Genomic DNA, 25054 nt, shown 5'->3' with positions numbered 1-25054 from the left:
GCGCAAGCCCGCACGCCGCGCGGCGCATTCGATCATCGCCGCGCCCGTGCTCAGCGTATTGGGAGAAGACGCTTGACCTTGGATCTACTGCCTCTCGCCCTGGTGGACGGCGTGGCCTACGCCAGTCTGCTGTTCCTGGTATCAATGGGCTTAACCCTGGTGTTCGGCGTGATGGGCATCCTGAACGTCGCCCACGGCGCGTTCTACGCCTTCGGCGGCTATGCCGCGGCCAGCCTCGTCATGTTCCTGGCGCCCAAGACCGACTCTCCCTTCCTCTTGTTCGCGGCCCTGTTCCTGGCCGCCATCGCGGTGGGCCTGGCGCTGGGCAGCATCATGGAGTTCGTCCTGATCCGCCGCGCCCAGAACTACGACCCCATCCTCAAGCTCCTGCTCACCTTCGGCGCATTCCTGATGCTGGAAGACATCCAGCGCCTGCTGTGGGGCGCGCAGCCCTACAGCGCGAGCGAAGTCGTGAACCGGCTGGGCAACATCGAAATCGGCGACATCACCTACACCACCTACCAGCTCGTGGTGGTGCCGGTCACCGCGCTGCTGGCCTACGTGTGCCTGGAATACTTCCTGCGCCACACCAAGCTGGGCAAGCAGACGGTGGCCACGACACACAACCGCGAGGTCGCGACCTCGCTCGGCATCAATGCCAAGAAGATCGGCTACGTCACCTTCGTGATCGCGACCATCCTGGGGGCGCTGGGCGGCGCGCTGGCTGCGCCCACCACCTCGCTGGTGCCGGGCGCGGGCACGGACATGACGGTGCTGTCGTTCGCCGTGGTCGCCACCGCCGGGCTGGGCCAGATCACCGGCGCGCTGATTGCGGCGCTGCTCATCGGCATCATCCGCGCCATCGCCGTGTACACCGCGCCCGAACTGGAAGTGGCGATTCCCTACATCATCATGGTGCTGGTGCTGATCATCCGTCCGCATGGCCTGTTCACCGTTGCCCAAGCGAGGACGATCTGATGAAAGTCCCCGTCCTCAGCCTGCTGGCCGCGCTGTTCACGCTGTTCCTCGGCTACACCTATTCCTGGACCATCACGCCCATCGTCATCGGGCTGACCTATGCCATCGCCGCGCTGGGCGTGTCGGTCATGGCGCGCGCCGGACAGATTTCCTTCGGCCACGCCATGTTCGCCTGCATCTCGGCCTATACCGTGGCCTTCCTGGCCAAGGCCATGCCCGGCCTGGACGCGCTGGCTCTGATCCTGGCCGGCGTGGCCGCCAGCTTCGCCGCCGCCGTCGTCATCGGCCTGTTCGTGGTGCGCTACCGCGGCATCTTCTTCGGCATGCTCAACCTGGCGCTCAGCATGGTGCTGTTCGCGCTGCTGGGCAAGCTCTACACGCTGACGGGCGGCTCGGACGGCATGCGCATCGTGCGTCCGACCCTGGCCGGCATCGCCATGGAGCGCGAATCCTTCGAACGCGCGCTGCTGGTGCTGACGCTCGTCCTCTCGCTGGCGCTGGGCTGGTGGGTGCAGCGTTACTTCCGCTCAGGCAGCGGCCAGGCGCTGTCGGCCATCAAGACCAACGAAACGCGCATCGAGTACCTGGGGTTCTCCGCCTACTTCATCATGTGGAAGGGCTACCTGCTGTCGGCCGTGGTCGTGGGCTTCTCGGGCGCCATCCTGGCCCTGATGCAAGGGCTGGTCACGCCGGAAATCGGTTCGTGGCTGCGCTCCGGCGAGTTCGTCTTCATCACCATCCTGGGCGGCGCGGGCCATGCCGCTGGCGCATTCCTGGGCGCGGTGGGCTTTGAGTCCGTCAAGCTGATCTCCGCCGCGTACTTCCCCGGACTGTGGCAGTTCCTGCTGGGCCTGACGCTCATCCTGGTGATTTTCATGTTCCCCACGGGCTTTGTCGGCCAGATCACCAAGCGCATCAAGTCGCGCGAGCGCGCGCAGCGCCGCGCCCAGGCTCCCGTGCAGGTCGCGGCAAGGAACTGACGATGAAACCCCTCATTCAAACCACCGACCTGTACCTGGCCTTCGGCGGCGTGGTGGCCGCCGACAACATCAACTTTGAACTGCACGAAGGCGAACGCCTGGCCGTGATCGGGCAGAACGGCGCGGGCAAGACCACCTTCATCAACATCTGCACGGGATACCTCACGCCCTCCAAGGGCAAGGTGTACTTCGACGGCAAGGACGTCACCGCCATGGCGCCGCGCAAGATCGTGCGGCTGGGCATGGGGCGTTCGTTCCAGCTTCCGCAGCTCTTTACCGAGCACACGGTGCGCCAATGCGTGCAGATCGCCGCCGCGCGCCGCAACAAGGAACTGAGCTGGTTCCGCTCGCTGGAAAGCACCATCGACGGGCGCGAGGTGGACGCCACCCTGGACCTGGTGGGCCTGTTGCCCGACGCCGACGAGGCCTGCATCGAGCTGCCCGAGGGCAAGCGCAAGCTGCTGGACGTGGCCATGGCGCTGGCGCTGCAGCCCAAGCTGCTGATCATGGACGAGCCCACCAGCGGCGTGGCGTCCGAAGACAAGTTCGGGCTGATGGAAACCGTGATGCATGCGCTGGACGAACGCCGCGTCACGAGCTGGTTCGTCGAACATGACGTGGACATCGTGTCGCGCTACGCCACGCGCGTGGCGGCCTGGATCGCGGGCAAGGTGGCCGCGGACGGATCGCCCGACGAGGTCTTGAACAATCCGCAGATCAGAAGCGAAGTGCTGGGGGCCTGAACCATGTTGAACCTATCGGCCATCAATGTCGACCTGGCGGGCAATCGCATCCTGCGCGACGTCAGCGCCAATTTCGAAGCCTCGCGCACCATCGGCATCGTCGGGCGCAACGGCGCGGGCAAGACCACGCTGCTGCGCACCATCATGGGCCTGACGCGCATCCGCTCCGGCACCATCGCCTTCGACGGCGCCGACCTCACCGCACTGCCCGGGCACAAGCGGGCCGCCATGAAAGTGGGCTACGCGCCCGAAGACCGCGTCATCTTCCCGACCATGACGGTCGAGGAAAACCTGCATCTGCCCTGCGAGGTGCAGGGCCAGTCCAAGGCCGAGATCCAGGCGCGGATGGACACGGTGCTGAAAGTGGTGCCGCAGATCGAGCCCATGCTCAAGCGCTCGGGCTCCGCGCTGTCGGGCGGGCAGGGCAAGATGGTGGCGCTGGCGCGCGCGGTCATGGTCGGCACGCGGCTGCTGATGCTGGACGAGCCCTTCCAGGGCCTCGCGCCCAAGCTGGCGCGCGACTACACCGAGGCGCTGGGACGGCTGAAGGAGATGCAGCCCGACCTGTGCGTGGTGATCACCGAATCCAACGTCAAGTTGCTGGGCGACATTCCCGACCAGATATGGACGATCGAGCGCGGCTCGATCACGCTGAACTGATTTCCACGGAGACATTCCATGACGCAGATGATTATCGGCGGCCGCCAGGTCGACGCCCAGGACGGGCGCACGATCGAGGTCGTTTCCCCCGTAGACGGTGACGTGTTTACCACCATCCCGCGCGGCCAGCAGGCCGACGTCAACGCCGCGGTGCAGGCGGCGCGCGACGCGCTGGGGGGCGCCTGGGGCGACATGACGGCGCTGGAGCGCGGCCGGCTGCTGATGCGCCTGGGCGAAAGCGTGCTGGCGCATCACGAGGAACTGGCGCAGCTTGAATCGCGCGACACCGGCAAGCCCATGTCCACCGCGCGCGGCGACATCACCGTGCTGGCGCGTTACTTCGAGTTCTACGGCGGCGCGGCGGACAAGGTGCACGGCCAGACCATTCCGTTCCAGAAAGACTATTCGGTGCAGTTGATCCGCGAGCCGCTGGGCGTCACCGCCCACATCATCCCGTGGAACTACCCCGCGCAGATGTTCGGCCGCAGCGTGGCGCCCGCGCTGGCCATGGGCAACGCGGCCGTGGTCAAGCCGGCCGAGGACGCCTGCCTGTCCATCATCCGCGTGGCGGAACTGGCGCTGGAAGTGGGCTTTCCGCCCGGCGCGCTGAACATCGTGACGGGTCTGGGCGAAGAGGCCGGCGCGGCGCTGTCGCGGCATCCGGGCATCAATTTCATCACCTTCACCGGTTCCAACGAGGTCGGCGTGCTGGTCCAGCAGGCCGCCGCGCTCAACGCGGTCAAGTGCGTGCTGGAACTGGGCGGCAAGTCGGCGCACATCGTCTTTGACGACGCCAACTACAAGCTGGCCATTCCCGCCATCGTCAAGGGCATCGTCCACAACACCGGGCAGACCTGCACGGCGGGCAGCCGCCTGCTGGTGCAGAAAGGCATCTACGCCGACTTCATGAAGGCGCTGGGCGAGGAGTTCTCCAAGGTGCGCGCCGGCACGCCGGACATGGACCTGACCTGCGGGCCCGTCGTCAACAAGGCGCAGTACGACCGCGTCAACGGCTACATCGCCAAGGGGCTGTCCGAGGGCCTGACGGTGGCGGCCGAGGGCGGCATCGCCGACGGCGTGCCCAAGGGCGGCTTCTTCGTCAAGCCCACGCTCTTTGCCGCCACCAGCCACGACAGCGACCTGCTGACCGAGGAGATCTTCGGCCCGGTGCTGGTCGCGCTGCCGTTCGCGGACGAGGCCGAGGCCATCCGCCTGGCCAACGCCACCGATTACGGCCTGCTGGGCGCGGTCTGGACCGAGAACGGCGGCCGCCAGCAGCGCGTGGCGCGCGGCATCAAGTGCGGCCAGGTCTACATCAACGGCTTTGGCGCGGGCGGCGGCGTGGAGCTGCCCTTCGGCGGCGTGAAGAAGAGCGGCCACGGCCGCGAGAAGGGCTTCATCGCGCTGGAAGAAATGAGCACGACCAAGACCCTGATTCAGTTCTATGGCGAGTGATCGCCGCGCATCATACGGAGACAAAAAATGAGCCAGTTGCAAGGCAAGGTTGCGATCGTCACGGGCGGGGGCAATGGTTTTGGCGAGGGCATCGTCAAGCTGTACGCCAAGGAAGGCGCCAAGGTGGTCATCGCCGACATCAATAAAGAAGCCGCCGACCGCGTGGCCGCGGACATCGGCGACGCCGCGCTGGCCGTGAAGGCCGACGTGTCCAGCCGCGCCGACATCGACAACGTGGTGCGCGCCGCGCTGGACAAGTTCGGGGCCGTCGACATCGTGGTCAACAACGCCGCCATCACCCACAAGAACCAGCCGATGCTGGACGTGGACGAGGCCACCTTCGACCGCATGTTCGACATCAACGTCAAGTCCATCTATCACATGGCGCAGGCCGTCGTGCCCGTCATGCGCAAGCAGAAGCGCGGCGTGATCCTGAACATCGGCTCCACCGCCGGCATCCGTCCGCGTCCGGGCCTCAGCTGGTACAACGCGTCCAAGGGCGCGGTCAACGTGCTGTCCAAGTCCATGGCCGTCGAACTGGGCGGCGAAGGCATCCGCGTCAACGCCATCTGCCCGGTCATGGGCGTGACCGGCATGTTCGAGCTTTTCATGGGCCTGCCGGACACCCCCGAGAACCGCGCGAAATTTGTGTCGACCATTCCGCTGGGCCGCTTCTGCCAGCCGTCCGACGTGGCCGCGGCGGCGCTGTTCCTGGCGAGCGATGCGGCCGAGTTCATCACCGGCGTGGAATTCCCGGTCGATGGCGGCCGCACCGTCTAGGCAAGGGGCTGCGCATGAAAATCAAAGCGGCGCTATTGCGGAACGTGGGGGTTGAAGGCCCCTACGCGCAGACCCGGCCCCTGACCATCGCGGACATCGAACTGGACCCGCCCGGGTTCGGCGAAGTGCTCGTCAGGATCAAGGCGGCGGGGCTCTGCCATTCCGACCTGTCGGTCATCAACGGCGACCGGCCGCGCGGCGTGCCCATCGTGCTGGGCCATGAGTCGTCGGGCGAAGTCGTCGAGACCGGTCCCGGCGTCACGGACCTGAAAGCCGGCGACCACGTCGCCATGGTCTTCGTGCCAAGCTGCGGCTGCTGCAACCCCTGCATGGAAGGCCGTCCCGCCCTGTGCGAGCCCGGCGCGGCCGCCAACACCCAGGGCACCTTGCTGGGCGGCGAACGGCGCCTGCACATCGGCGACGAATACATCAACCACCACACCGGCGTGTCGTGCTTTGCGGAATACGCCGTGGTGTCGCGGCGCTCCTGCGTCAAGGTCAACGTCGAACTCAGCCACCGCGAGGCGGCGCTTTTTGGCTGCGCCGTGCTGACCGGCGCGGGCGCCGTCATCAACCGCGCGCGCATCAAGATGGGCGACACCGCCGCCATCGTCGGCCTGGGCGGCGTGGGCCTGAGCGCGCTGCTGGCCGCCGTGGCGGCGGGCGCGCGCCGCGTCGTCGCCATCGACCTCAGCGACGACAAGCTGGCGCTGGCCAGGGAGCTGGGCGCCACCCACGTCGTCAATCCCAAACAGGTCAAGACCGACGACGACCTCATGGACCTGGCGGGCGGGCGCGTGGACTTCGGCTTCGACATGGCCGGCGCGGTGCCTGCCTTTGAAACGGCCTACAAGCTGACGCGCCGCGGCGGCGCAACCGTCACCTCCGGCCTGCCCAATCCCAAGTTCAGCTTCCCGCTGTCGCTGTCGCAGATGGTGGGCGAAGAGCGCGAGATCCGGGGCAGCTACCTGGGGTCGGGCGTGCCGGCCATCGACATCAGCCGCTACATCGACCTGTACAAGGCCGGGCGGCTGCCGGTGGACCGCATGATGGGCCGATCTTTTTCGCTGGACCAGATCAACGAGGGGTTCGATCACCTCGCCACCGGCGGCAGCCTGCGCGACGCCATCGTTTTCTAAGGGCACAGACCCGACTACAACACTGGAGACAACACCATGAAGACCTCAAGACTGGCGGCCCTGCTGGGCGCCACCCTGCTGTCGGGCCTGGCCACGCTGGCGATCGCCGCCGACAAGCCCAAGGAACTGAACATCGGCATCTCGACCTTCCTGTCGGGATCGGCCTCGGTGTTCGGCGTGCCGGCGCGCGACGCGGCCGACATCCTGATCGAAGAGATCAACGCCAACGGCGGCATCGATGGCGTGAAGATCGTGCCCAGCTACATCGACGAAGGCGGCGGCGGCGAAAAGCTGCTGTCCGAGTACCGGCGCCTGGCCGAGGGCGGCACGCGCGTCATGCTGTCGGCCATTTCCAGCGGCAATTGCAACATCGTCGCGCCCGTGGCCGAGGACCTGAAGGTCCTGAACGTGATGTGGGATTGCGGCACCGAAAAGGCGCTGGAAGGCAAGAACTACAAATACGTCGTGCGCACGCAGGCCAACGCCACTACCGAAATGGTCGCGCAGGTGCTGTACCTGATGAAGGTCAAGCCCGACTTCAAGACCATCGCCATCGTCAACCAGGACTATGCCTGGGGCCGCGATTCGCGCGACATCTTCCTGGCCGCGCTCAAGAAGTTCAAGCCCGACGTCAAGGTCGTGGCCGAGATGTTCCCCAAGTTTGGCGCGGCGGACTTCTCCACGGAGATCAGCCGTCTGCAGGCCTTGCGGCCGGACGTCATCGTCTCCACCTCGTGGGGCGGCGACCTGGACAACTTCGTGCGCCAGGCCTCGCAGCGCAACCTCTTCAAGAACTCGACCTTCGTGCTGTCGCTGGCGGAGAGCTCGCTGGAGCGCCTGGGCAACGCGCTGCCCGAAGGCGTGCTGGTCGGCGCGCGCGGCGACCACTACTTCCTGCATCCGGAAACCAAGGACGATCCCAAGCACCAGGCCTTCGTGAAGAAGTTCCACGACAAGACCGGCGCCTATCCGATCTATTCCGTCTACCACATGGTGCAGGGCATCAACGGCCTGAAGGCGGGCTACGAGAAGGCCATCAAGGACAACGGCGGCAACTGGCCCACGCCCGAACAGGTGGCCGCCGCCATGCATGACGTGAGCTTCAAGGGCTACGGCCGCGAAGTGAAGATGCACCGCGCTGACGGCCAGGCGCTGGAAGCGCAGCTCTTCGGCGTGACCAAGAAGAGCGACAAGTACCCGTTCAAGGTGCTGGCCGACATCACCATCGTGCCGGCCGAGCTGGTGACGCCGGGGGTGTCGGACACGTCGATGGCCTGGATCGAAAAGAGCCTGACCCCCGACGTCCTGAAGAGCGACCAGATCAAGGTGTTCCCGAACTGATCGGGAAGGATTGAGCAAGCAGCAGTGTGTGGTGCAGGGATGGCCCCGGCGTGAATCGCCGGGGCGCTTTTTTGTGCGGCGATGACGCCTACAGCTCCAGCACGACCCGCTTGCCCCCGCACGACCGCGAGCAGCACGCCATCATCTTGTTGTTGGCCTCGCGCTCCGCGCGCGTCAGCACCACGTCGCGGTGATCGATGTCGCCTTCCAGCACGCGCACCTCGCACGATCCGCACAGGCCTTCCTCGCAATCGCTCTGCACGTCGATGTTGGCCCCGCGCAGCGCCGTCAGCAGGGTCTGGTCGGCGGGCACCGTGATGACGATGCCCGAATCCTTCAGCACCGCCTCGAAAGGCTGCTCCTTGGTCGGGTCCAGCGTGCCCAGCGTCGAGTGGAAGTGTTCCACGCGCAGCGCGTCCTCGGGCCACGCCGCGCAGCAGCCCGCCAGCGCGTCCAGCAGGCCTTGCGGGCCGCAGGCGTACACCTGCGCGCCCGGGGTGGGCTGGGCGAGCAGGGCCGCGTAGTCCGCGCGCCCGCCCTCGTCCTTGATGTGCAGGTGCAGGCGATCGCCGTGCAGCGCCGCCAGTTCGTCCACCAGCGCCATAGAACGCCGCGAACGCCCGCTGTAGTGCAGCGTGTAGTCCAGGCCCAGTTCACGCGCGCGGCGCGCCATGGCGCTGATCGGCGTGATGCCGATGCCCCCCGCGATCAGGATGAGACGGGAGGCGGATTCGTTCAGCCGGAAATGATTGCGGGGGCCGCGGATGCGCAGGCGCGCGCCCGGCACGGCATGCGCGTGCATCCAGGCCGAGCCGCCGCGGCCGTCTGCTTCCCGCAGCACCGCGATCTCGAACACGCCGGTCTCGGCGGGGTCGCCGCACAGCGAATACTGGCGCGACAGGCCGGTGTCGCCGCATTCCACGTCGATGTGCGAGCCCGGCGTCCAGCGGGGCAGGGGCTTGCCGTCGGGCGAGGCCAGACGCAGCCGCAGGATGCCCTCGGCCGCCAGCTCCGCCTGTTGCACCACCATCGGCCGGGTGATGGCGTGCGAGGACGGCTCGCCGATGCGCACGGGATGCATGCCGTCCAGCAGGGCCGGATTGGCGCGCTCCGGATTTTGCGCGGGATCCCATTCCACCCACAGGTGTTCGGGGCCGCGGAATGACGTGTTGGGCACATACGTGAAGGTCTGCTCGGACAGCTTCAGGTGCGGCAGGCGGCGCGTCAGCTCTTCCAGGAAGATCTGCATCTCCATGCGCGCCAGGTTCTTGCCCATGCACTGGTGCGATCCATAACCGAAGGTGAGCTGGTCGCTGGCGTTTTCGCGGCGGATGTCAAAGAGGTCGGCGTCGGCGAACTGGCTTTCGTCATGGTTGGCGGACGAGGTCACGATCAGCAGCTTGGCGCCGGCCGGAATGTCAACGCCCGCGATCTGCACGTCGCGCGTGGCCAGCCGCCGCCACGCGGCGACCGAACCGTTGTGGCGCAGGCATTCCTCGACCGCGTTAGGGATCAGGTCCGGGTCCTCGCAGATGTCGCGCCAGGCTTGCGGGTGCTGCAGCAGCAGCTTGATCGCATTGGCCGAGGCATTGGCCGTGGTCTCGTGCGCCGCGACGATGCCGGCCATCATCATGGAATGCAGGTACGAATCGGTCACCACGTCCGGATGGGTCTGCTGCTTGCGCAGACCGTATTGCATCCAGCCCGGGCCGGACGGGTCCTGCCGCATCTTGTCGAGGATCTTGCCCGCGAGCTGCCAGAAGTTGCCCACCGCGTGCGCCACCGCCACCTGCTCTTCGGGCTTGGGACGGCCCCAGGTGTTCACGGTGTGCGCGATGGAATACTGGCGCAGCAGGTCCATGTCCTCTTCCGGCACGCCCAGGAAATGCAGCGCCACGGTCAGCGGCACTTCCCACAGCATCTGGTCGACCAGATCGGCGCGGCCATCGTCGATGAAGCGGTCCACATATTCGCGCGTGAGGCGGCGCACCATGGGTTCATGGTGCTTCAGCTCCTCGGGCGTGAACGGGTCCATCAGCACGCGGCGGCGCGGCATGTGCGCCGGCTCGTCCTCGTTCACCAGGGTGCGGTTCATGGCGTAGCCGTACGATTCCAGCACCGCGTTGGCCTCGGGCCCGGTCGGCGTGATCTTCTCCAGCGCAATCGACGGGCTGAACGTGATGTTGTCGCGGAAGATCGCCTTGATGTCGTCGTAGCGCGTCACCACCCAATAGCCCAGTTGCGGGCTGTAGAACACCGGCTCCTGTTCGCGCGCCCAGCGCACGTACTCCGGCGGATCCTGCTGGTAGCCGTCGCCGAAGGGATCGAAGGCGGCGGCGCGCGCGCTGACCGGACAGCCGGTGGGGCTCTGCGCGGCGGCCAGCGCGGCGTGGTCGATGGGACAGCCCGTCGGGCGCGGGGAGGCGGTTGCTTGGCTCATGGCGATGTTCCGTGTGTTCGTCTTGCAGGCCCGCCGCGCGGGGCAACGCGCGGCGGGCGGGCGATGCTCAATCCAGCGTGATGCCCAGGTCGCTGATCAGTTTCTGCCAGCGGGCGCGTTCGCTCGTCAGCATGTCGGCGTATTGGGCGGGCGTGTTGCCCACCGGCTCGATGCCGAACTCCACCAGGCGCTGGCGCGTCGCGGGATCGTTGATGGTGGCGACCACTTGCTTGTTCAGCGCGTCGATCACCGGCTTGGGCGTGCCGGCCGGGACCACCACGCCCACTTGCGCGGATGCTTCCACGTTCTTCAGGCCCAGTTCCGCGAAGGTCGGCACGTCGGGCAACTGGGGCAGGCGCGTCGGGTTGGCGACGGCCAACGCCTTCACCTTGCCGCCGTTGATGAAACCGGCGCCCGCAGCCAGGTCCACCATCATGGCGGGAACCTGTCCGCCGGCCACGTCAGCCAGTGCCGGCGATGCGCCGCGGTACGGCACGTGCGTCATCGTCAGGCCCGCCTCGACCTTGAGCAATTCCATGGCCAGGTGGTGCGGGCTGCCGGCGCCGGCCGAGGCGTAATCCAGGCCTTCCTTGCGGCTTTTGGCGTCCGCCAGGAATTCCTTGGCCGAATTGACCTTCATGGCGGGGCCGACCACCAGGATCATCGGGAAGCGTCCCATCAGCGTCACGGGCGCCAGGTCTTTCGCCGGGTCGTACGACAGCTTCTTGTAGAGCGCGGGGTTGAACACCAGCGTGCCGTTGTCGGCGGACAGCATCGTGTAGCCGTCAGCCGGGGCGCGCGCCGTCTCCGACGCCGCGATGGCAGTGTTGCCGCCCGGCTTGTTCTCGATCACCACGGGCTGGCCCAGGCGGCCGGTCAGGCCCTGTCCGATGCTGCGCGCCAGGAAATCCGACCCACCGCCCGCGGCGTAAGGCACGATCCAGCGCACGGGCTTGGAGGGATAGTCGGCAGCCGGCTGCTGGGCGAACGCGCTGGCGCCGGCCAGCAGGGGCAGGGCCAGCAGGCCGGCCAGGACATGGTGTTTAACACTGCGCATGGGAAGTCTCCTTGTTGAGGAATGTCAAAACTGCATTCCTTGTTTGCGTTTGCGTAAATCATATACGCAATGCGTAATTTTTGAAGAAGGGTTAACCTTGATGCCGCCTCGCCCGGCGTTGGGTCTCAATGTCCCCCTGCGGGCGCCCGATCTGGAGCCGCACCCCCCATGAGCAAAAACCTCCCCGCCGAATCCGGCCTCGAACCCGTCCCTGATTCGTCCGCGCGCCCGCGCGAGCGCCGTCAACGGGTGCAGGCCGCCGAAACCGGCATGTCGGTGCTCAAGGGCCTGGCCCGTCTGGGCGGCCGCGCCAGCCTCACCACCCTGGCCGCCCACGTCGGCGAAAGCCCGGCCAAAGTGCACCGCTACCTGATGAGCCTCATCGCCGAAGGCCTGGTCGACCAGGAAGTCGCCACCCAGCAGTACCACCTGGGCCTCGAAGCCCTGTACGTCGGCGTGGCCGCCATGCGCCAGGCCGACCCCCTGCGCATCGGCGAACCCGCGCTCGTACGCCTGCGCGAAAGCCTGGCCGTCACCTGCTTCATCGCCGTCATGGGCAACAAGGGCCCCACCATCGTGCGTTTCGAGGAACCCGGCCTGCCAGTCACCGTGAACGTGCGCGTCGGGTCGGTGCTGTCGATGCTGTGGTCGGCGACGGGCCGCGCGTTCCTGGGGCTATTAGACGAGGCGTCCGTGCAGGCGCTGGCGCAAGCCGAGTTGGCCGACGCCCCGCCCGAGCAGCGCGCGCTATTGGATCGCGACGACCCCATCGGCGCCCTGCGCCGGGAAGTGCGGGCGTTGGGGTGCGCCACCGTCAAGGACACGAATCTGCGCGGCATCAGCGCGGTGTCGGCGCCGCTGTATGACCATATCGGGCGGGTCTGCGCGGTATTGACCGCGTTGGGTGCGACGGGCGGGTTTGACGTGTCGGCGGACGGGGCGGTGGTCGAGGCGGTGAAGCGGGAGGCGCTGGCGGCTAGTGTGGCGTTGGGGTATGTGGCGGGGTGATCGTCTGCTGAAGTCGTGCAGATTCGGATTAATCTGATGCGCGATGTCGGGATCTACGTCGACGACAAGATAGATGTCCCTCTTGTCCGTGTTGGCTGCCGTGTGGAGCTTGTCTATGCTCTTGATGAGCTAAAAAAGCAGTCTGCATCAAATGGGGTCAACCATACCAAAATGGCGACGGAAATGGCCGAGTGCGAATCGTTCAATGGCCGCTTCCGTCAGGAATGCCTGAACAGCCACTGGTTCTTGTCATTTGCCGACGCCAAGGAGAATATCGAAACTTGGCGGACCTACGGTAATCCCCCCGCAAAAGCGATGAGGTCAGAAGTAGAATTTTCTCGTTGAGGAGTTCTACCGCATGAAGAAGTCGAGATTTACGGATAGCCAGATCATTGAAGCCATCAAGCGCGTGGAGGCTGGTCTTGCCGTTCCTGAGCTGTGCCGAGAGCTGGGCATCAGCTCGGCTACGTTCTACAAGTGGCGTTCCAAGTACGGCGGCATGGACGTATCTCTGATGGCGCGCATGAAGGAGCTGGAGGCCGAGAACGCCCGGCTGCGCAAGATGTACGTCGAGGAGAAGCTTAAGGCTGAGATCGTGACGGAGGCGCTAGAAAAAAAGTGGTGAGGCCATCTCGCCGCCGCGAGATGGCCCAACGTGCAGTGCAGGATCGCGGCGTATCAATCCGGATGGCCTGCGAGGCGTTCAGGGTCAGCCAGACTTGTTATCGGTACGTCACCAAGGCGGACGCTGAGAACGAGGAGATCGCCAATTGGCTGCTACGTCTGACCGACAACCACCGCAACTGGGGCTTTGGTCTGTGCTTCCTTTATCTGCGCAATGTTCGAGGCTTCGGCTGGAACCACAAGCGTGTGTACCGGATCTATCGCGAGCTCGAACTGAACTTGCGTATCAAGCCGCGCAAACGGCTGATGCGGCAGACGCCTGAGCCACTGACCGTGCCCACCAACGTGAACCAGGTATGGTCGATGGACTTCATGCATGACCAGCTTGCCGATGGGCGCAGCATCCGCGTGTTCAACGTGATTGACGACTTCAGCCGCGAGGCGCTGGGCATTGAGGTTGACTTCTCGTTGCCGTCTGAGCGCGTGATCCGCACACTCAAGCAGATCATCGGCTGGCGGGGAAAGCCCTTGGCCATTCGGTGCGATAACGGACCCGAATACCTGAGCGCGGCAATTGTCGAGTGGGCCGGGGCATGGGGCATAAAACTCGAATATATCCAGCCGGGCAAGCCACAGCAGAATGCCTACGTCGAACGGTTCAACAGGACCGTGCGCTACGAATGGCTATCCCAATATCATTGGGACGATCTGGATCACGTGCAGCGCGCCGCCACGCAGTGGATGTGGTCCTACAATCACGAGCGCCCAAATATGGCTCTGGGCGGATTTACCCCAAAACAGCGGTTAGCCATGGCCGCGTAGCGTTCCTACTTCTGGCAATCGCTAAAGATGGGGGGATTACCGAAGGTCGTTCTGACTGTTTACCGTAACCTGAGCGATATTGATCCCGGCCTCCACATTTTTGTTGATGTGAGAGTTAATAAGGTATTTCAGCTTCCGAAACGATCCCGTTTTGAATAAACAGTACAACGATTTTCGGCAAGATTGGTGGACGTCTCGCGCTGATGATTTCAAGGGGAATTGATAATGGCTGAATACGATGAACTTGCCATGGCGGCAGAAGCCGCAGGCAACGAAATCTTCTGGCTGGGGCCAGCGTCTGGACATCAAGTTCAGCGCCTTGAAGCCCTACTTGGGTTGCAACTTTCACCGTCATATAAGCGATTCTTGGAGGTATATGGAGGCGGCGGTATTGTGTCCGCGGAAATTTCCGGGATTGAGGATGACAATGCCGAGTTGATGACAGGTGGGTCGGTACTTGGTGACACATTTACTTGTCGGGATCGTTTTGGGTTGCCTGATCATCTTGTGGTGATTTATTTTCACGACGACGAGGTTTGTTGGTGCTTGGACGCAAGTGAAGGCGACGGGGACGAATTTCCTGTTGTCAGTTACAACATATTTAGCAAGGAGGTCGATCGGGCCATTTCCGAGGATTTCTCAGCTTTCATGCGGCAGCATTTAGCCCTTTATTCGACTTGATTGCCTGGTTCGGTTGTTTTACGGCTAAGAATCCGCGATCAGTTAGCCTGGGCCTTTGGATCGAAGGCACCGAAGGCGCCAAGCGCTGGAAGAAGGTCTTCAACAATCTCAAGAGGCGAGGCGTGGGCGATATCCTGATCGCCGTGTCCGAAGGGCTGAAGGGCATGCCTGAGGCCCTGAGCGCAGTACTTCCCGCAACCACGCTGCAAACCTGCATCGTGCATCTGATTCGCAACAGCCTGGATTACGCCACCTGGAAGGACCGTAAGGCGCTTGCCGCGGCTATCTGGCCGATCTATACCGCCACAAGTGCCGAGGCGGCCCGGGTCGAGCTCAATGCCTTTTCTGAAGGCCTCTGGAGCCAGAAATTCCCGACGATCCGCGCTGCTTGGCGCAACGCCTAGGATCGCGTAATTCCTTTCTTCGCGTTTCCGCCGGAAGTGCGCGGCGCGGAACGGTGAGGCACCGGCTATATCATGCCGGTTACCAATGCGATAGAGAGCGTAAATGCGCAGCTTCGCAAGATCATCAAGACGCGCGACCACTTCCCCTCAGACGATGCAGCCATTAAGCTGCTCTGGTTGGCGCCACGAAACATCTCCGTCAAATGGGGATCGGCAACACATCATTGGACCGAGGCCATGCAACAGTTCGCCGTTCTCTATGAGCAGCGATTTACCCGGCCCCGTATCGAATCGCAGCCGGCTGGCTAGTTAATGAGGCAACGTCAGAGTAATGCCTAGAACAAAAAAACTCTCACACTCCCGTCGATGCAAAAACACCATCGATGCAAAAACACGCACCATTCCGTTCGATACAAGAGAGGGGCGGTATATCTCTAGCTATGTTGTTGATGGGTTAGAGCGCAAAAGTCAAGCGATTTCTCAAAGTCCCGGCTACGTGGGCGTAATCGAATTTCCCTGAACTAAAGCCCGAAGAGAGGCGCAAAAGGACTGAGACGCTTTGGTATACAGAACATAAGCACAAGAGTGCGACGGTAAGGGTCTGGTATGAAAATCGAGGCGATATTTAGACGGCGGGCACAGGTTGCAGAGAGTGTGATCGAATTAAATTCAGAACTCGTTGATAAGCTATCAAAAATATCTGGTTTTTTTTCTGGCAACTATTTCGATGGAATGGAGACGTTTGATCCGGGGGAAGGGGAAAGCGCTAGCACGAATCTCTCGCCGTGCTTGATGCCTGGTATGAGCGGGGGGGTAATCTTCGCATCGAGAATTCCGGGCGTGGTAAGCGACAGAGCCACATCTGACGATTCCCTTGGTTTAAAGATTGACCTGGAAAGGATAGATTTCTTGAGATTTTCGTCGGTGGTTTTTCCCGAGATTGTGCGTGCGTTTGGCTGCTATCGATCAGCTGTGATAACGGATGTGAATCTGTATTTGGATGATTATGAAGAAATAGTCGAGAACAGCAGGTCAACGACTTTGGATGTGGATGGTAGGGATGGGGTGTTTCGCTTTAATCCTGTTAATTATTTCGACGATATATTATGTGTTCGCGCGTTTGCATTGAGCGCTGCTGAAGTGGCGGCGCGGCTGAGGGGGCACTGCAAGATGGTGAAGGAGCTTGACGAGGGCGTCTTTTTCTTGGCGGCGGACAGACCCATTTTCGGAAGTGAAAGCATAGAGCTAGACAGGCGCGTGCGCGGCTTTCTGCGTCTGTAGTGTGTAGGTCGTCGACGAAGTGCGGTGGGTCGAAAATGTAGTCTGACACCTTATTTCAGGAAGTCGCCACCCAGCAGTACCACCTGGGCCTCGAAGCCCTGTACGTCGGCGTGGCCGCCATGCGCCAGGCCGACCCCCTGCGCATCGGCGAACCCGCGCTCGTACGCCTGCGCGAAAGCCTGGCCGTCACCTGCTTCATCGCGGTCATGGCCAACAAAGGCCCCACCATCGTGCGCTTCGAGGAACCCGGCCTGCCGGTCACCGTGAACGTGCGCGTCGGGTCGGTGCTGTCGATGCTGTGGTCGGCGACGGGCCGCGCGTTCCTGGGGCTATTGGACGAGGCGTCCGTGCAGGCGCTGGCGCAAGCCGAGTTGGCCGACGCCCCGCCCCAGCAGCGCGCGCTGTTGGACCGCGACGACCACATCGGCGCCCTGCGGCGCGAGGTGCGGGCATCGGGGTGCGCCACCGTCAAGGACACGAATCTGCGCGGCATCAGCGCGGTGTCCGCACCGCTGTATGACCATACCGGACGGGTATGCGCGGTATTGACCGCGTTGGGTGCGACGGGCGGGTTTGATGTGTCGGAGGATGGGGCGGTGGTCGAGGCGGTGAAGCGGGAGGCGCTGGCGGCCAGTGTGGCGTTGGGGGATGTGGCGGGGTGATCGTCCGCCGAAGTCGTGCAGATTCGGACCGATCTGATGCGCGATGTCGGGATCTACGTCAACGACAAGATAGATGTCCCTCTTGTCCGTGTTGGCTGCCGTGTGGAGCTTGTCTATGCTCTTGATGAGCTAAAAAAGCAGTCTGCATCAAATGGGGTCAACCATACCAAAATGGCGACGGAAATGGCCGTGTCGTCGCAGTCTGTCGATGCTTTATCAGCTTGAAGCAGGTCAGGGCACGGGCCGCTCGTTATGCAGCTTAGTCCTTCCTATCTTCTTAACGAGGGGGGCAAATCTCGTGGGCGCAAGACCAGCGCCACGCTAGTTTGCATCGATCGGGCAGGCCGTCGATCGACATATTTAACAGATAAGGAAGAAAGTTGTGTCCACATACGATGACCTAGCGGCGAAAAAAGGGCGAGGCACCCCATTTGATGGTTTGGTTGCGGTCGAGTTTGCAGCCGATTTAAATCCTTTCATGCTAAATCCGCCGAAAGATTATATTGATTTTTTATTGGAAATCGGTGCGGGGGAATTGGGAAACGCGAGTTATATGATTTATAGTGGGTTAATAGAATCCGTTGAGTTATATGGCGAGGACCTGGCTGGAGCGGGTGGTGTGTTTCTCTTTGGGGACGATTTTCAGGGTTACTGCACTGGATTTCGAGGTGGTGATTGGAAGGTCGTGGAGGTGGATCCTGTTAGCAAAATAATCGAAGAAATATTCCCTACCTTTCAAGATTTTATACGGAATAAAATATCTCAAATTTCTTGATGCGCAAAGTATGCGATTTTGGCAGCAGGTAATGACCAGGTTGCAGCAATCTCAGATTTGTCGCATTGGCGCCAGTCGAGGAAAAAGCGGCATCGCTTCATTTTGCGGGTAGGTGTGGAGGCGCCTCGGTTTTCATAACCGACTTCTTGTCTTCTTCCTATCTTGGCGTGCAGGTAATCCAGCCGGAACAAATTGCAGCAAGACTTGAAAGTTGCTGCCGTGAAGCCGTTGCTTGCAGAAAGTGGGGGGCATGGATCCAATCGTCGGGGGTGATGTCATCAACCCAAAAAATCCCGGTGGTGTAAAAAGCTCAGAGCAGGTCATCATGACTACTAACCCGAAAGATATCGACGAGTTCCTGTTCGGAAATGGGGCCGCTTGGAGGATTACTTCATTCGGCTAACTCCCGTCTCGGAGACGCTCAGCTACACGAATGAAGCAGGCCGGGAGTTCTACTTGCCTATAAGTGATGACGCGCTGGCAGATGCTGCGATTCGGCGACTGAAAGATCTTGGTGTTCGCATCGTCTCGATCAGAGTTTGATGTCGCCTTCCATCTTCATGCTCATCGTCAATTCCCTCGAAATTGACATTTCGCGTGAAGGCTTTGAGTGGGCACTGCCCCACAGTTGTCCAAGCCACCCTGACGAATCGATGAGCAAAGAAGAATGGCAGCACGCAAAGGAGAACGCCCCTGTGCGCGCCCAATGGGATCCAGAGCGGGGCCTGCTGCTACAACCATTGCCAAGCCGAGCCATTCAGATCGGCCTGAGTAAGCAAGCGGTCGATCTCCATGTGAAGGAATGGATACTGCAAATCACGGATCCGACGGAATTGGCACATGGCATCCACGCGCTGGTTATCGAGAAGAAGCTGGATGCGGCCAAGTCCCTCTTGCCAGTGGAGCCGTATATCCGTTGGAATTGGATCAGATCAAGCGCTATGCCAACGAGAGGCTGTCTAGCCAGTAAACCCCGCGAACGGACCGAAGAACACCTGCCCCGCCTTTACCACGTCGGTTAACTGAGCCGCAGTTGGCATTTGATCGAGGTAATCAGGCCAGACCTTGATCAGATATTCGGCGCACGACGCAAGAGGTATTTCTCTCACCTCATTCCTCAGGTCGTCGAATTTATATCCCATCTGTGTAATAGCCAATACTCCCTTCCTGACCGCTGCTTGGTAGTCAGGTGCCGCAGCGTAGCACGTGACATAGGCGCCCGTTAGCTCCTCAGGCATCTCCGTGGAATCCCCACGTAGAATTTTCATAGTGAACTCATAAAGGGTATTCATCTACGCATCCGTCAATGGCGCGGCACGGGGATCGCACCAGCCACAAGATTTCGCAGAAAAAGCGGACCGACATCAAATCGCCAGGATGAGCAATCTCTTGGAAGAAGATCACGCTTAAGCTGCTCGTACTGGTACGCGCTATGGGCTGGATCACTAGCTACCGCCCTTCCTCTGCTTGGAACAACGGCGCGTCGTTAAGGCGCGCCGCCTCTATTTACGCGTGAACAAGAATCTATCGTCCCATCCGTACTCCGCGTCCTGGTCAGCAACGTCATTGAAGAGCTTTACATACTTCGAGAACGTCGCATCGCCCAAAGCGATGCGACTGCTCTCTGAGTCTTCCCAAACGATGTGAACTGGTCGCTCAACATCTGTCGTTAGACGATCCCATAACGCAGCCGAGTTGCAGCCGTAGAAATCACCCAGTTGGAGCTGAGCCTTCAAGAAGTCGTGCAGATCGCGCTCGCTGTGGATTGCGCTTCCATTGATGACAATGATCACGGATTCATTCGGTTCGGGAGTTAGTACAGACGTTCGTAATGGTCGGGGGGCAAGAATCCCATGCCATCGTTGGAATCGAGTAAGCGCGTGCCAGGCCGATTGGCTCGACTCATTGTATTGCTGAGTCCGATATCTGCTTCGTACCACATTCGATTGGGAGCTCCAGGAAAACCAATCGCTCCCGTATCTCTCTGAACCTATCTCCACCCAATTGGCCGCCCGGAACAGCATTGTTCAGGGCTTTGCCTGGCTTCCAACCTGCTTGCATAGCCTCGGCTTTGGTCGCGAAGTGTGCGGGGAGTCGACCGGCTTCCCGAAGATTGTCGACAAGATTCGGACCCATCTGATCGACAGCAAAGGCGTGACTCGCGACAGTGTCCCTCGTCAGCAGCTTAGGGAACGGCGCCAAGTTCTCCGAGACGGTCCAGGTGCTACATTGCTTTCAAAAGAAATTGCATAAGACCCGACAACCAGACTTGGGCCTGTCTGCAACGCGATACCGGGATTCGTCGAGGGAACTGACCTGATGAGAAACTCACAGCACGACAGCGTGTGGGATGCCATCGAAGACTGCCCTGCGCAAGCAGAGAACATGAAGCTGCGTTCCGTCTTGATGATGGCGTTGAAGCACCACATCACGCAGTCAGGGATCAGCCAGGTGGAGGCCGCCCGCCTGTTCGGCGTTACTCAGCCTAGGCTATCCGAACTGATGCGGGGAAAAATCGACCTGTTTGGACTGGATGCGCTGGTGAAGATGGCGGCGGCCGCAGGTTTGCAGGTGGAAATGCGCGTGCACGGGGCCGCGTGACAATTCGTTGTCCCTGAGTTGATGGCTCTTACTCCGCGGCCGCAAAAATCCTGGACTCCGTCACCGGTATAAGGCCCCCCATCATGTCTCTATCGAGTAGGCGATCGGTGTGCAGCGGGGCGAAACGAAGGGAATGCAAGTTGCATTCTGGAGACGTTGGTCGCGGCCGAAGATCTCGATAATCTATTACGCTTGCGCCCAGCCAAAATCTTGCCGTAGCCACATTTTCACGAGTGTCGCCATGCACCAGGTTCCGCCCCAATTGATGAAATCGAGAAAGCAATCCTTCGACCTGCTACTCCCCATGCAAGCTCTACGGCTCCAATTGATCTGGAGGTTCAATGTTATTTCCTGAAAATCCAGAAAAGTGTCCAACTCTTTGGGACGCCATCGCCAAGCAGCTAAGGCAGGAAGCAATCTGCTTTGTTATCGCAGAGGGTTATGGTAATCCGCGCGCAGAAGCACAAAGGCCAACTGACGATCTGGCGCAGCAGGTAATCACCAGATTGCAGCAATCTCAGCTTTGTCGCATTAGCGCCAGTCGTGGAGCTGCGGTATCTCCTCATTTTGCTGGCATGCGTGATGGCGCCTCGGTTTTCATAACCGACTTCTTGTCTGCTCCCTTTGTTGGCATGCAGGTGATCCAGCCGGATCAATTGCAGCAAAACTTGGAAGTTGCTGTCGTGAATCTGTTGTTTGCAGAAAGTGGGGTCAGTAGAGTGGCGATACCGCTGCATATAACCCCGTGGGCCATGAGGGATGCGAAGGTTCACCCCACGGCCGGTGGGCTCATATTTACGAAAAAGGCGTAGCGGTACGTGGCGGAGGTCATGCCGCCGCTACCGGAGCGATCCGCACTTATCACCCCTTCCTCCCTTCAGAAAAAGTTGGATCTCGATCCAATCGTCGGGGGCGATGTAATCCCCCCACACAATTCCGGTGGTGTGGAAAATCTGAGCAGGCCACCAGGCCATAAGAATGAAAAAATAAAGATAAGTACCCATTGATTCGCCGCACGCTAGAAGGAATCTTTGGCTTCCAGGCTGGAATGGATGTGGATTCAGCTATGGAAGCCTTCAGGAATTATCTTAAACACCTGCCGCTTCTCGAAGGAATTCCGAGGGAACTGACGGAAGCATTCTCTGACGGAGAATTGTCCTGGCAGAAACTGCTTGATGAATGTTATGTGGGTGCCTTTGGATGTGAGAAGGAGGCCGAAGAGTTTGTTCGACGAACCCTCCTGCGTACGATTGATTAGGCCTTGGTCAATAGTTGATAGGGTGCTAGGGCCAATCAGTGAGCCTCCTCAATTGTTGTTCCATATACGGTTGGGGCTGAATCTAGCGCCGCGGCGTTCAATGGCGCGCTATATCCCGCTGAAAAGCTACGCCAGCTGCGCGATACCTTGAAAGGCGAGGGGTGTCGGTTTACGGCACAGAAGGCAATCCAAGCTTCATTGCGCGTGCGCACGGGACTAGGATGAAGCAGCTTCCAGTCAATCCGACAGTCCTTCCGGTTAAGCATGAGCTGCCGCACTACTTGGATTTCAAGAGGATGGGATTCCAAGCCTGTCGGGACATGGGGCGGGCGGCGCGCGGTTGGCGGGTGATCTGACCTTGGCCGAGCGGCCTATTAGCTTCGACTACTTGATCGGTGAAGGCTACAAGAAGACTTCGCTGAACTATGGTGAATCGTACTCAGCTCAGGTTTGGTTTAGGAATGGCAAGGTAAATACGGCATTCCCAATTTGGGGGAAATGATGAAAGTAAAAAAAGAAATGTTGGATTTGCTCAGTTTGCTTAAGGTTTTTGATGCTAATTTTGTTAGTGATGCGGACTGTGAACAGCTTCAAGGACTGGATGTGAACAGCCCTAGCGGTGTAGCCAGTGCGGTTCGAGCGCTTCTTTTACCTGAGTTCCATACGTACACAAAGAATGCGCAGGATCGACAAAAAAATCTGCTAAGCATGTTTTTAGCCGATCCATATGAGAAATTTGACGCTCTCTTTGAAGGTGTGGAGCTTGTATTTGACGATGAAATCACCGATCGGCGCGCCTTTATGGCTGCTTTATTGGCAGAAATTGAAGGCGAATAGTCGCAGGTAGAGAAAGTGCTCTGCCAGGGAAGGGCTCGAATTTCGGACGGTTAGTTAAAATAGTACAAGTGTTTTGGATTTGAGTAAGCTGCCGTTGGGTCTTAGAAACACCGTGTCCAATGTTCTAAATGATATTAGAAGGATGCGCCGAGATGGGGTATTTAAAGGCCATCCTGAATTTATGAGTTATTCTGCTGAAACTCAGAAAATAATGTCAACCGATGTTCTCGTGGGAGTCGGGGCGGAATTGGTGGATAGTTTTCCGGGCAAACAAAATATAATAATATTCCTGCAAAAAGGCGATTTGAAAAATGAATCAATTTTCCGATAGGGTTGTGTTCGATAAATTAATATAAGATGCGGATAAGATAATTCCAGATAAGGTTTTGGATATTTTGGCAGACGACGACAAGGGTCGAGCGGTCGGCGATGCTTATGACGCGTTTGGATATGAGTTAAGAGCAGGTTTGGGATTGGATGAGGAAGATGCATCTGAAAAATTGATGGCAATTGTGAGAAATTCGAGGCAAGGGTTTCTCGCTGGCTTCAATGGGGAAGGAGATGCCTATGCTATCTTGGATTATATGTGGAATAGAATCCGGAGAATCTAATATTCGCGGTTGGTGTGGGGATTGCCGCTCCGACGCTTTATTAGCCTTTCCGGTTTGGGTGTCATGCTGCGCAAGTTGATATGTCAGACTTCCATTTTCTGTCGAGTTAACGAAAATGTAGTCTGAGACCCTAATATGGTCCGGCCGGCCGAGCGTCGCGCGCACCTATAACAGCTAACGCAACACCTTGACAGTGACCGCTCCACGGTCTCGTTGCTGGATCACCCGCTACACCTACAACGCCAACAACCAAATGACTTCCGCGGTCCGCCGCGAATGCGGACGGGGTCGTTGGGGCTTGCCCGGCCATACACCTCTATTACGACGCCGTCGGCTACAACGTTGCCACGCGCGACGCCAACGGCGTCTAATACAATGCGCGCGGCAACCGCATTCGCGAGATACGCGCCGACGGCGGCGTCTTTCGCTATGAATACAACGCGCTGGGCGACAATGTGGCATGGGTCGACGCCCTGGGCAACAACACCGGCTACAGCTACGACAACATCGGCCGTCTGATCCTGACGTCGACCGCGGCGGTCGCCAATTACGCCATCGCGGGCAACGCGGTGGACCTCGTCCATACGGGTTACAAGACCGTCATCGAACGCGTGACGTATGACGAGCTGGGCAACAAGCTCAGTTCCTCCAACGGCGCGGGCGAGACCACCTGCTTCCGTTATGACCTGCGCGGCAACGTCACGGGCGTGCGCAAACCTGGAATGTCCACGCCTAAGCACCGCCTATGATGCGCGCGGCAACAAGACGTTCGAGGCGGACGGCAACGGCAACGCGTCGACCTGGGCCTATGACTACTTCGGCCGACTGGTGGCGCACACCGACATCGGCGGCGCCAAGTACTTCTACACCTACGACAACGCCCGCCAGTTGCTGAACAGACAAACACGCGTGGCCAGAACCTAAACTACAGCTACGATGCCGCGGGCCAGGTGACGAAGATCTACGACGCCGCGATCGGGCAGGTCACGGACTATGCCTATGACCATGCGGGCTACAAGGTGCGCGAGCGCACAGCGCAGGGGGGAGGCGTCTACCAGAACAACATCATGGCGTATGACGCGCTGGGGCGGTTGCGGCAGGCCTCGGACAGCTACCTGCGCCAGATCATCGATTACGACGCCAACGGCAATCGGACCCGGGTGCAGACCCAGTACACCGATTCGTCCGATACCTGGCGCAACCGCGACTACTGGTACGGCTATGCCTTGATGAACGGCAGACGACGGTCGAGGCCGTGAACGCCAATCTGGAAATCAACGCCGCGCAAGGCCACAAGCTGACCTACGACGGAGGATGCCTCGGCCTTTCCCACGTTCAGTATGTGCTTGAGCGTAGCACCTTGCTTAACGCCATCAAGCGACTCGCAGCCCAGTCAACGGCGCCGATTTCGCCGTCGAGATAGACCAGAAGGTCTGCACCAGGGAAGTCTGCTTCGGCAGGCTCTCCATCATCTTCGATAAAGTTCGCTTGCAGAATTAAGTTGGCTCCATAAAGGTCACCACGGAAATACTCTCCTCCATGGTACGCACTCTCATGCGCCGCCAATGAAAGACCGACGGAGGACTCAATTGCGCTCTTCGCTTCTTCAAGACTCGATGCAGTTGCCTCTAAAAGCAATGCTTTCTTCATCACGGGTTCCTCGGAACAAAAATACTCGGAGACCTGTCAATCGCGTCATCATTTGATTGATAGATCATGAAGTTAACGGGTCGACCGGCCTGTGTCGATAGCTGTGCGTTTGATCTACTCAGAGCAATTCTTACCTGTTGGCATTTGAGAAAATTGCTTCCAACGCGAGAAGGAAGCGAGATGGAACGTAGCGGGGCTGCAAGTTTTCCGTACACGACCCCAGCGTCGCGTGGCGGCTTGCCGCCCCGCGGCCGTTGACGTCTGCAG

At 60.5% G+C, this 25054-nt stretch carries 27 protein-coding genes and 4 pseudogenes; 27 read left to right on the top strand and 4 right to left on the bottom strand.

What is annotated here, in order from left to right; all coding sequences use genetic code 11:
* Positions 1-72 precede the first annotated feature (72 nt).
* From BXA00_RS05680 to BXA00_RS05645, 8 genes are read left to right on the top strand one after another with little or no spacing between them, the layout of a single operon-like run.
* On the top strand, positions 73-978 hold the full coding sequence (locus tag BXA00_RS05680; RefSeq protein WP_076516974.1) for a branched-chain amino acid ABC transporter permease: 906 nt from the start codon (positions 73-75) through the stop codon (positions 976-978).
* On the top strand, positions 978-1958 hold the full coding sequence (locus tag BXA00_RS05675) for a branched-chain amino acid ABC transporter permease (protein ID WP_076516972.1): 981 nt from the start codon (positions 978-980) through the stop codon (positions 1956-1958). Before BXA00_RS05680 ends, BXA00_RS05675 begins: the two co-directional genes overlap by 1 nt.
* Before the next feature lie 2 nt (positions 1959-1960).
* On the top strand, positions 1961-2701 hold the full coding sequence (locus tag BXA00_RS05670) for an ABC transporter ATP-binding protein (protein WP_076516970.1): 741 nt from the start codon (positions 1961-1963) through the stop codon (positions 2699-2701).
* A gap of 3 nt (positions 2702-2704) precedes the next feature.
* Entirely contained in the window at positions 2705-3361 is a 657-nt protein-coding gene (locus BXA00_RS05665) for an ABC transporter ATP-binding protein (protein WP_076516968.1), read from the top strand.
* An 18-nt stretch (positions 3362-3379) separates the two neighbouring features.
* On the top strand, positions 3380-4816 hold the full coding sequence (locus BXA00_RS05660; protein ID WP_076516966.1) for an aldehyde dehydrogenase family protein: 1437 nt from the start codon (positions 3380-3382) through the stop codon (positions 4814-4816).
* A 27-nt stretch (positions 4817-4843) separates the two neighbouring features.
* On the top strand, positions 4844-5596 hold the full coding sequence (locus BXA00_RS05655; protein ID WP_076516964.1) for a glucose 1-dehydrogenase: 753 nt from the start codon (positions 4844-4846) through the stop codon (positions 5594-5596).
* 14 nt (positions 5597-5610) lie between these two features.
* On the top strand, positions 5611-6735 hold the full coding sequence (locus BXA00_RS05650) for a zinc-dependent alcohol dehydrogenase family protein (protein WP_076516962.1): 1125 nt from the start codon (positions 5611-5613) through the stop codon (positions 6733-6735).
* 36 nt (positions 6736-6771) lie between these two features.
* Positions 6772-8076, top strand: a complete 1305-nt coding sequence (locus BXA00_RS05645) for an ABC transporter substrate-binding protein (protein WP_076516960.1) — start codon at positions 6772-6774, stop codon at positions 8074-8076.
* Between the two features lie 88 nt (positions 8077-8164).
* On the opposite strand, the gene BXA00_RS05640 is transcribed toward BXA00_RS05645, so the two are convergent.
* Positions 8165-10516, bottom strand: a complete 2352-nt coding sequence (locus BXA00_RS05640; protein ID WP_076516958.1) for a cytochrome P450/oxidoreductase — start codon at positions 10514-10516, stop codon at positions 8165-8167.
* A gap of 67 nt (positions 10517-10583) precedes the next feature.
* Complete coding sequence (locus BXA00_RS05635; protein WP_076516956.1) at positions 10584-11573, bottom strand: tripartite tricarboxylate transporter substrate binding protein; 990 nt, start codon at positions 11571-11573, stop codon at positions 10584-10586.
* 168 nt (positions 11574-11741) lie between these two features.
* On the opposite strand from BXA00_RS05635, the gene BXA00_RS05630 reads away from it, so the two are divergent.
* From BXA00_RS05630 to BXA00_RS05590, 11 genes and pseudogenes are all read left to right on the top strand, one after another.
* A complete protein-coding gene (locus tag BXA00_RS05630) occupies positions 11742-12581 on the top strand; it encodes an IclR family transcriptional regulator (RefSeq protein WP_076516954.1) in 840 nt (279 codons plus the stop codon).
* A 177-nt stretch (positions 12582-12758) separates the two neighbouring features.
* A pseudogene (locus tag BXA00_RS29190) lies at positions 12759-12869 on the top strand (integrase core domain-containing protein); the annotation flags it as partial.
* A 70-nt stretch (positions 12870-12939) separates the two neighbouring features.
* Positions 12940-14027, top strand: a protein-coding gene (locus BXA00_RS05615; RefSeq protein ID WP_156902752.1) for an IS3 family transposase whose coding sequence is annotated in 2 segments (ribosomal slippage) — positions 12940-13192 and positions 13192-14027 — 1089 coding nt in all. Because the reading frame shifts where the segments join, the coding sequence is not laid out codon by codon here.
* 225 nt (positions 14028-14252) lie between these two features.
* Positions 14253-14708: an SMI1/KNR4 family protein gene (locus BXA00_RS05610; protein WP_076516950.1), complete on the top strand. Its 456-nt coding sequence runs from the start codon at positions 14253-14255 to the stop codon at positions 14706-14708.
* A gap of 47 nt (positions 14709-14755) precedes the next feature.
* A pseudogene (locus BXA00_RS05605) lies at positions 14756-15421 on the top strand (transposase); the annotation flags it as partial.
* Positions 15422-15718: 297 nt separating this feature from the next.
* Positions 15719-16393, top strand: a complete 675-nt coding sequence (locus BXA00_RS05600; protein WP_156902751.1) for a hypothetical protein — start codon at positions 15719-15721, stop codon at positions 16391-16393.
* Between the two features lie 56 nt (positions 16394-16449).
* Positions 16450-17055 (top strand): annotated as a pseudogene (locus BXA00_RS05595) (IclR family transcriptional regulator); the annotation flags it as partial.
* A gap of 15 nt (positions 17056-17070) precedes the next feature.
* Positions 17071-17280 (top strand): hypothetical protein, encoded by a 210-nt coding sequence (locus BXA00_RS28755; protein ID WP_156902750.1) that lies wholly within the window; start codon positions 17071-17073, stop codon positions 17278-17280.
* Positions 17281-17437: 157 nt separating this feature from the next.
* The gene (locus BXA00_RS28750) at positions 17438-17830 is read left to right on the top strand and encodes an SMI1/KNR4 family protein (RefSeq protein ID WP_156902749.1); all 393 of its coding nucleotides are present in this window, start codon (positions 17438-17440) and stop codon (positions 17828-17830) included.
* Positions 17831-18080: 250 nt separating this feature from the next.
* A complete protein-coding gene (locus BXA00_RS28745) occupies positions 18081-18233 on the top strand; it encodes a hypothetical protein (protein ID WP_156902748.1) in 153 nt (50 codons plus the stop codon).
* Between the two features lie 139 nt (positions 18234-18372).
* Positions 18373-18852 (top strand): DUF4291 family protein, encoded by a 480-nt coding sequence (locus tag BXA00_RS05590; RefSeq protein ID WP_083714186.1) that lies wholly within the window; start codon positions 18373-18375, stop codon positions 18850-18852.
* A gap of 480 nt (positions 18853-19332) precedes the next feature.
* Here the strand turns inward: BXA00_RS05590 and BXA00_RS05585 are convergent, their stop codons facing one another.
* Entirely contained in the window at positions 19333-19623 is a 291-nt protein-coding gene (locus BXA00_RS05585) for a barstar family protein (protein WP_076516946.1), read from the bottom strand.
* Between the two features lie 526 nt (positions 19624-20149).
* On the opposite strand from BXA00_RS05585, the gene BXA00_RS05580 reads away from it, so the two are divergent.
* From BXA00_RS05580 to BXA00_RS05555, 8 genes and pseudogenes are all read left to right on the top strand, one after another.
* On the top strand, positions 20150-20431 hold the full coding sequence (locus BXA00_RS05580) for a helix-turn-helix domain-containing protein (protein WP_076516944.1): 282 nt from the start codon (positions 20150-20152) through the stop codon (positions 20429-20431).
* Between the two features lie 341 nt (positions 20432-20772).
* On the top strand, positions 20773-21243 hold the full coding sequence (locus BXA00_RS28740; RefSeq protein WP_156902746.1) for a hypothetical protein: 471 nt from the start codon (positions 20773-20775) through the stop codon (positions 21241-21243).
* Between the two features lie 191 nt (positions 21244-21434).
* The gene (locus BXA00_RS28735; RefSeq protein WP_156902745.1) at positions 21435-21689 is read left to right on the top strand and encodes a hypothetical protein; all 255 of its coding nucleotides are present in this window, start codon (positions 21435-21437) and stop codon (positions 21687-21689) included.
* 498 nt (positions 21690-22187) lie between these two features.
* Positions 22188-22526, top strand: coding sequence for a hypothetical protein (locus tag BXA00_RS05570; RefSeq protein WP_197685563.1), 339 nt, complete (start codon positions 22188-22190; stop codon positions 22524-22526).
* Between the two features lie 112 nt (positions 22527-22638).
* Positions 22639-22857: a hypothetical protein gene (locus BXA00_RS28730; protein ID WP_156902744.1), complete on the top strand. Its 219-nt coding sequence runs from the start codon at positions 22639-22641 to the stop codon at positions 22855-22857.
* Between the two features lie 672 nt (positions 22858-23529).
* The gene (locus tag BXA00_RS28725) at positions 23530-23886 is read left to right on the top strand and encodes a hypothetical protein (protein ID WP_369825609.1); all 357 of its coding nucleotides are present in this window, start codon (positions 23530-23532) and stop codon (positions 23884-23886) included.
* Positions 23819-24061, top strand: coding sequence for an RHS repeat domain-containing protein (locus BXA00_RS05560; RefSeq protein WP_076516938.1), 243 nt, complete (start codon positions 23819-23821; stop codon positions 24059-24061). Before BXA00_RS28725 ends, BXA00_RS05560 begins: the two co-directional genes overlap by 68 nt.
* A gap of 20 nt (positions 24062-24081) precedes the next feature.
* A pseudogene (locus tag BXA00_RS05555) lies at positions 24082-24396 on the top strand (hypothetical protein); the annotation flags it as partial.
* Between the two features lie 76 nt (positions 24397-24472).
* Here BXA00_RS05555 and BXA00_RS28720 read toward each other — a convergent pair.
* On the bottom strand, positions 24473-24787 hold the full coding sequence (locus tag BXA00_RS28720) for a hypothetical protein (RefSeq protein WP_156902743.1): 315 nt from the start codon (positions 24785-24787) through the stop codon (positions 24473-24475).
* Positions 24788-25054 lie beyond the last annotated feature (267 nt).

It is taken from the genome of Achromobacter sp. MFA1 R4, from assembly GCF_900156745.1.
Classification (GTDB): domain Bacteria; phylum Pseudomonadota; class Gammaproteobacteria; order Burkholderiales; family Burkholderiaceae_B; genus Achromobacter.
This window is presented reverse-complemented; position numbering and strand designations above follow the sequence as displayed.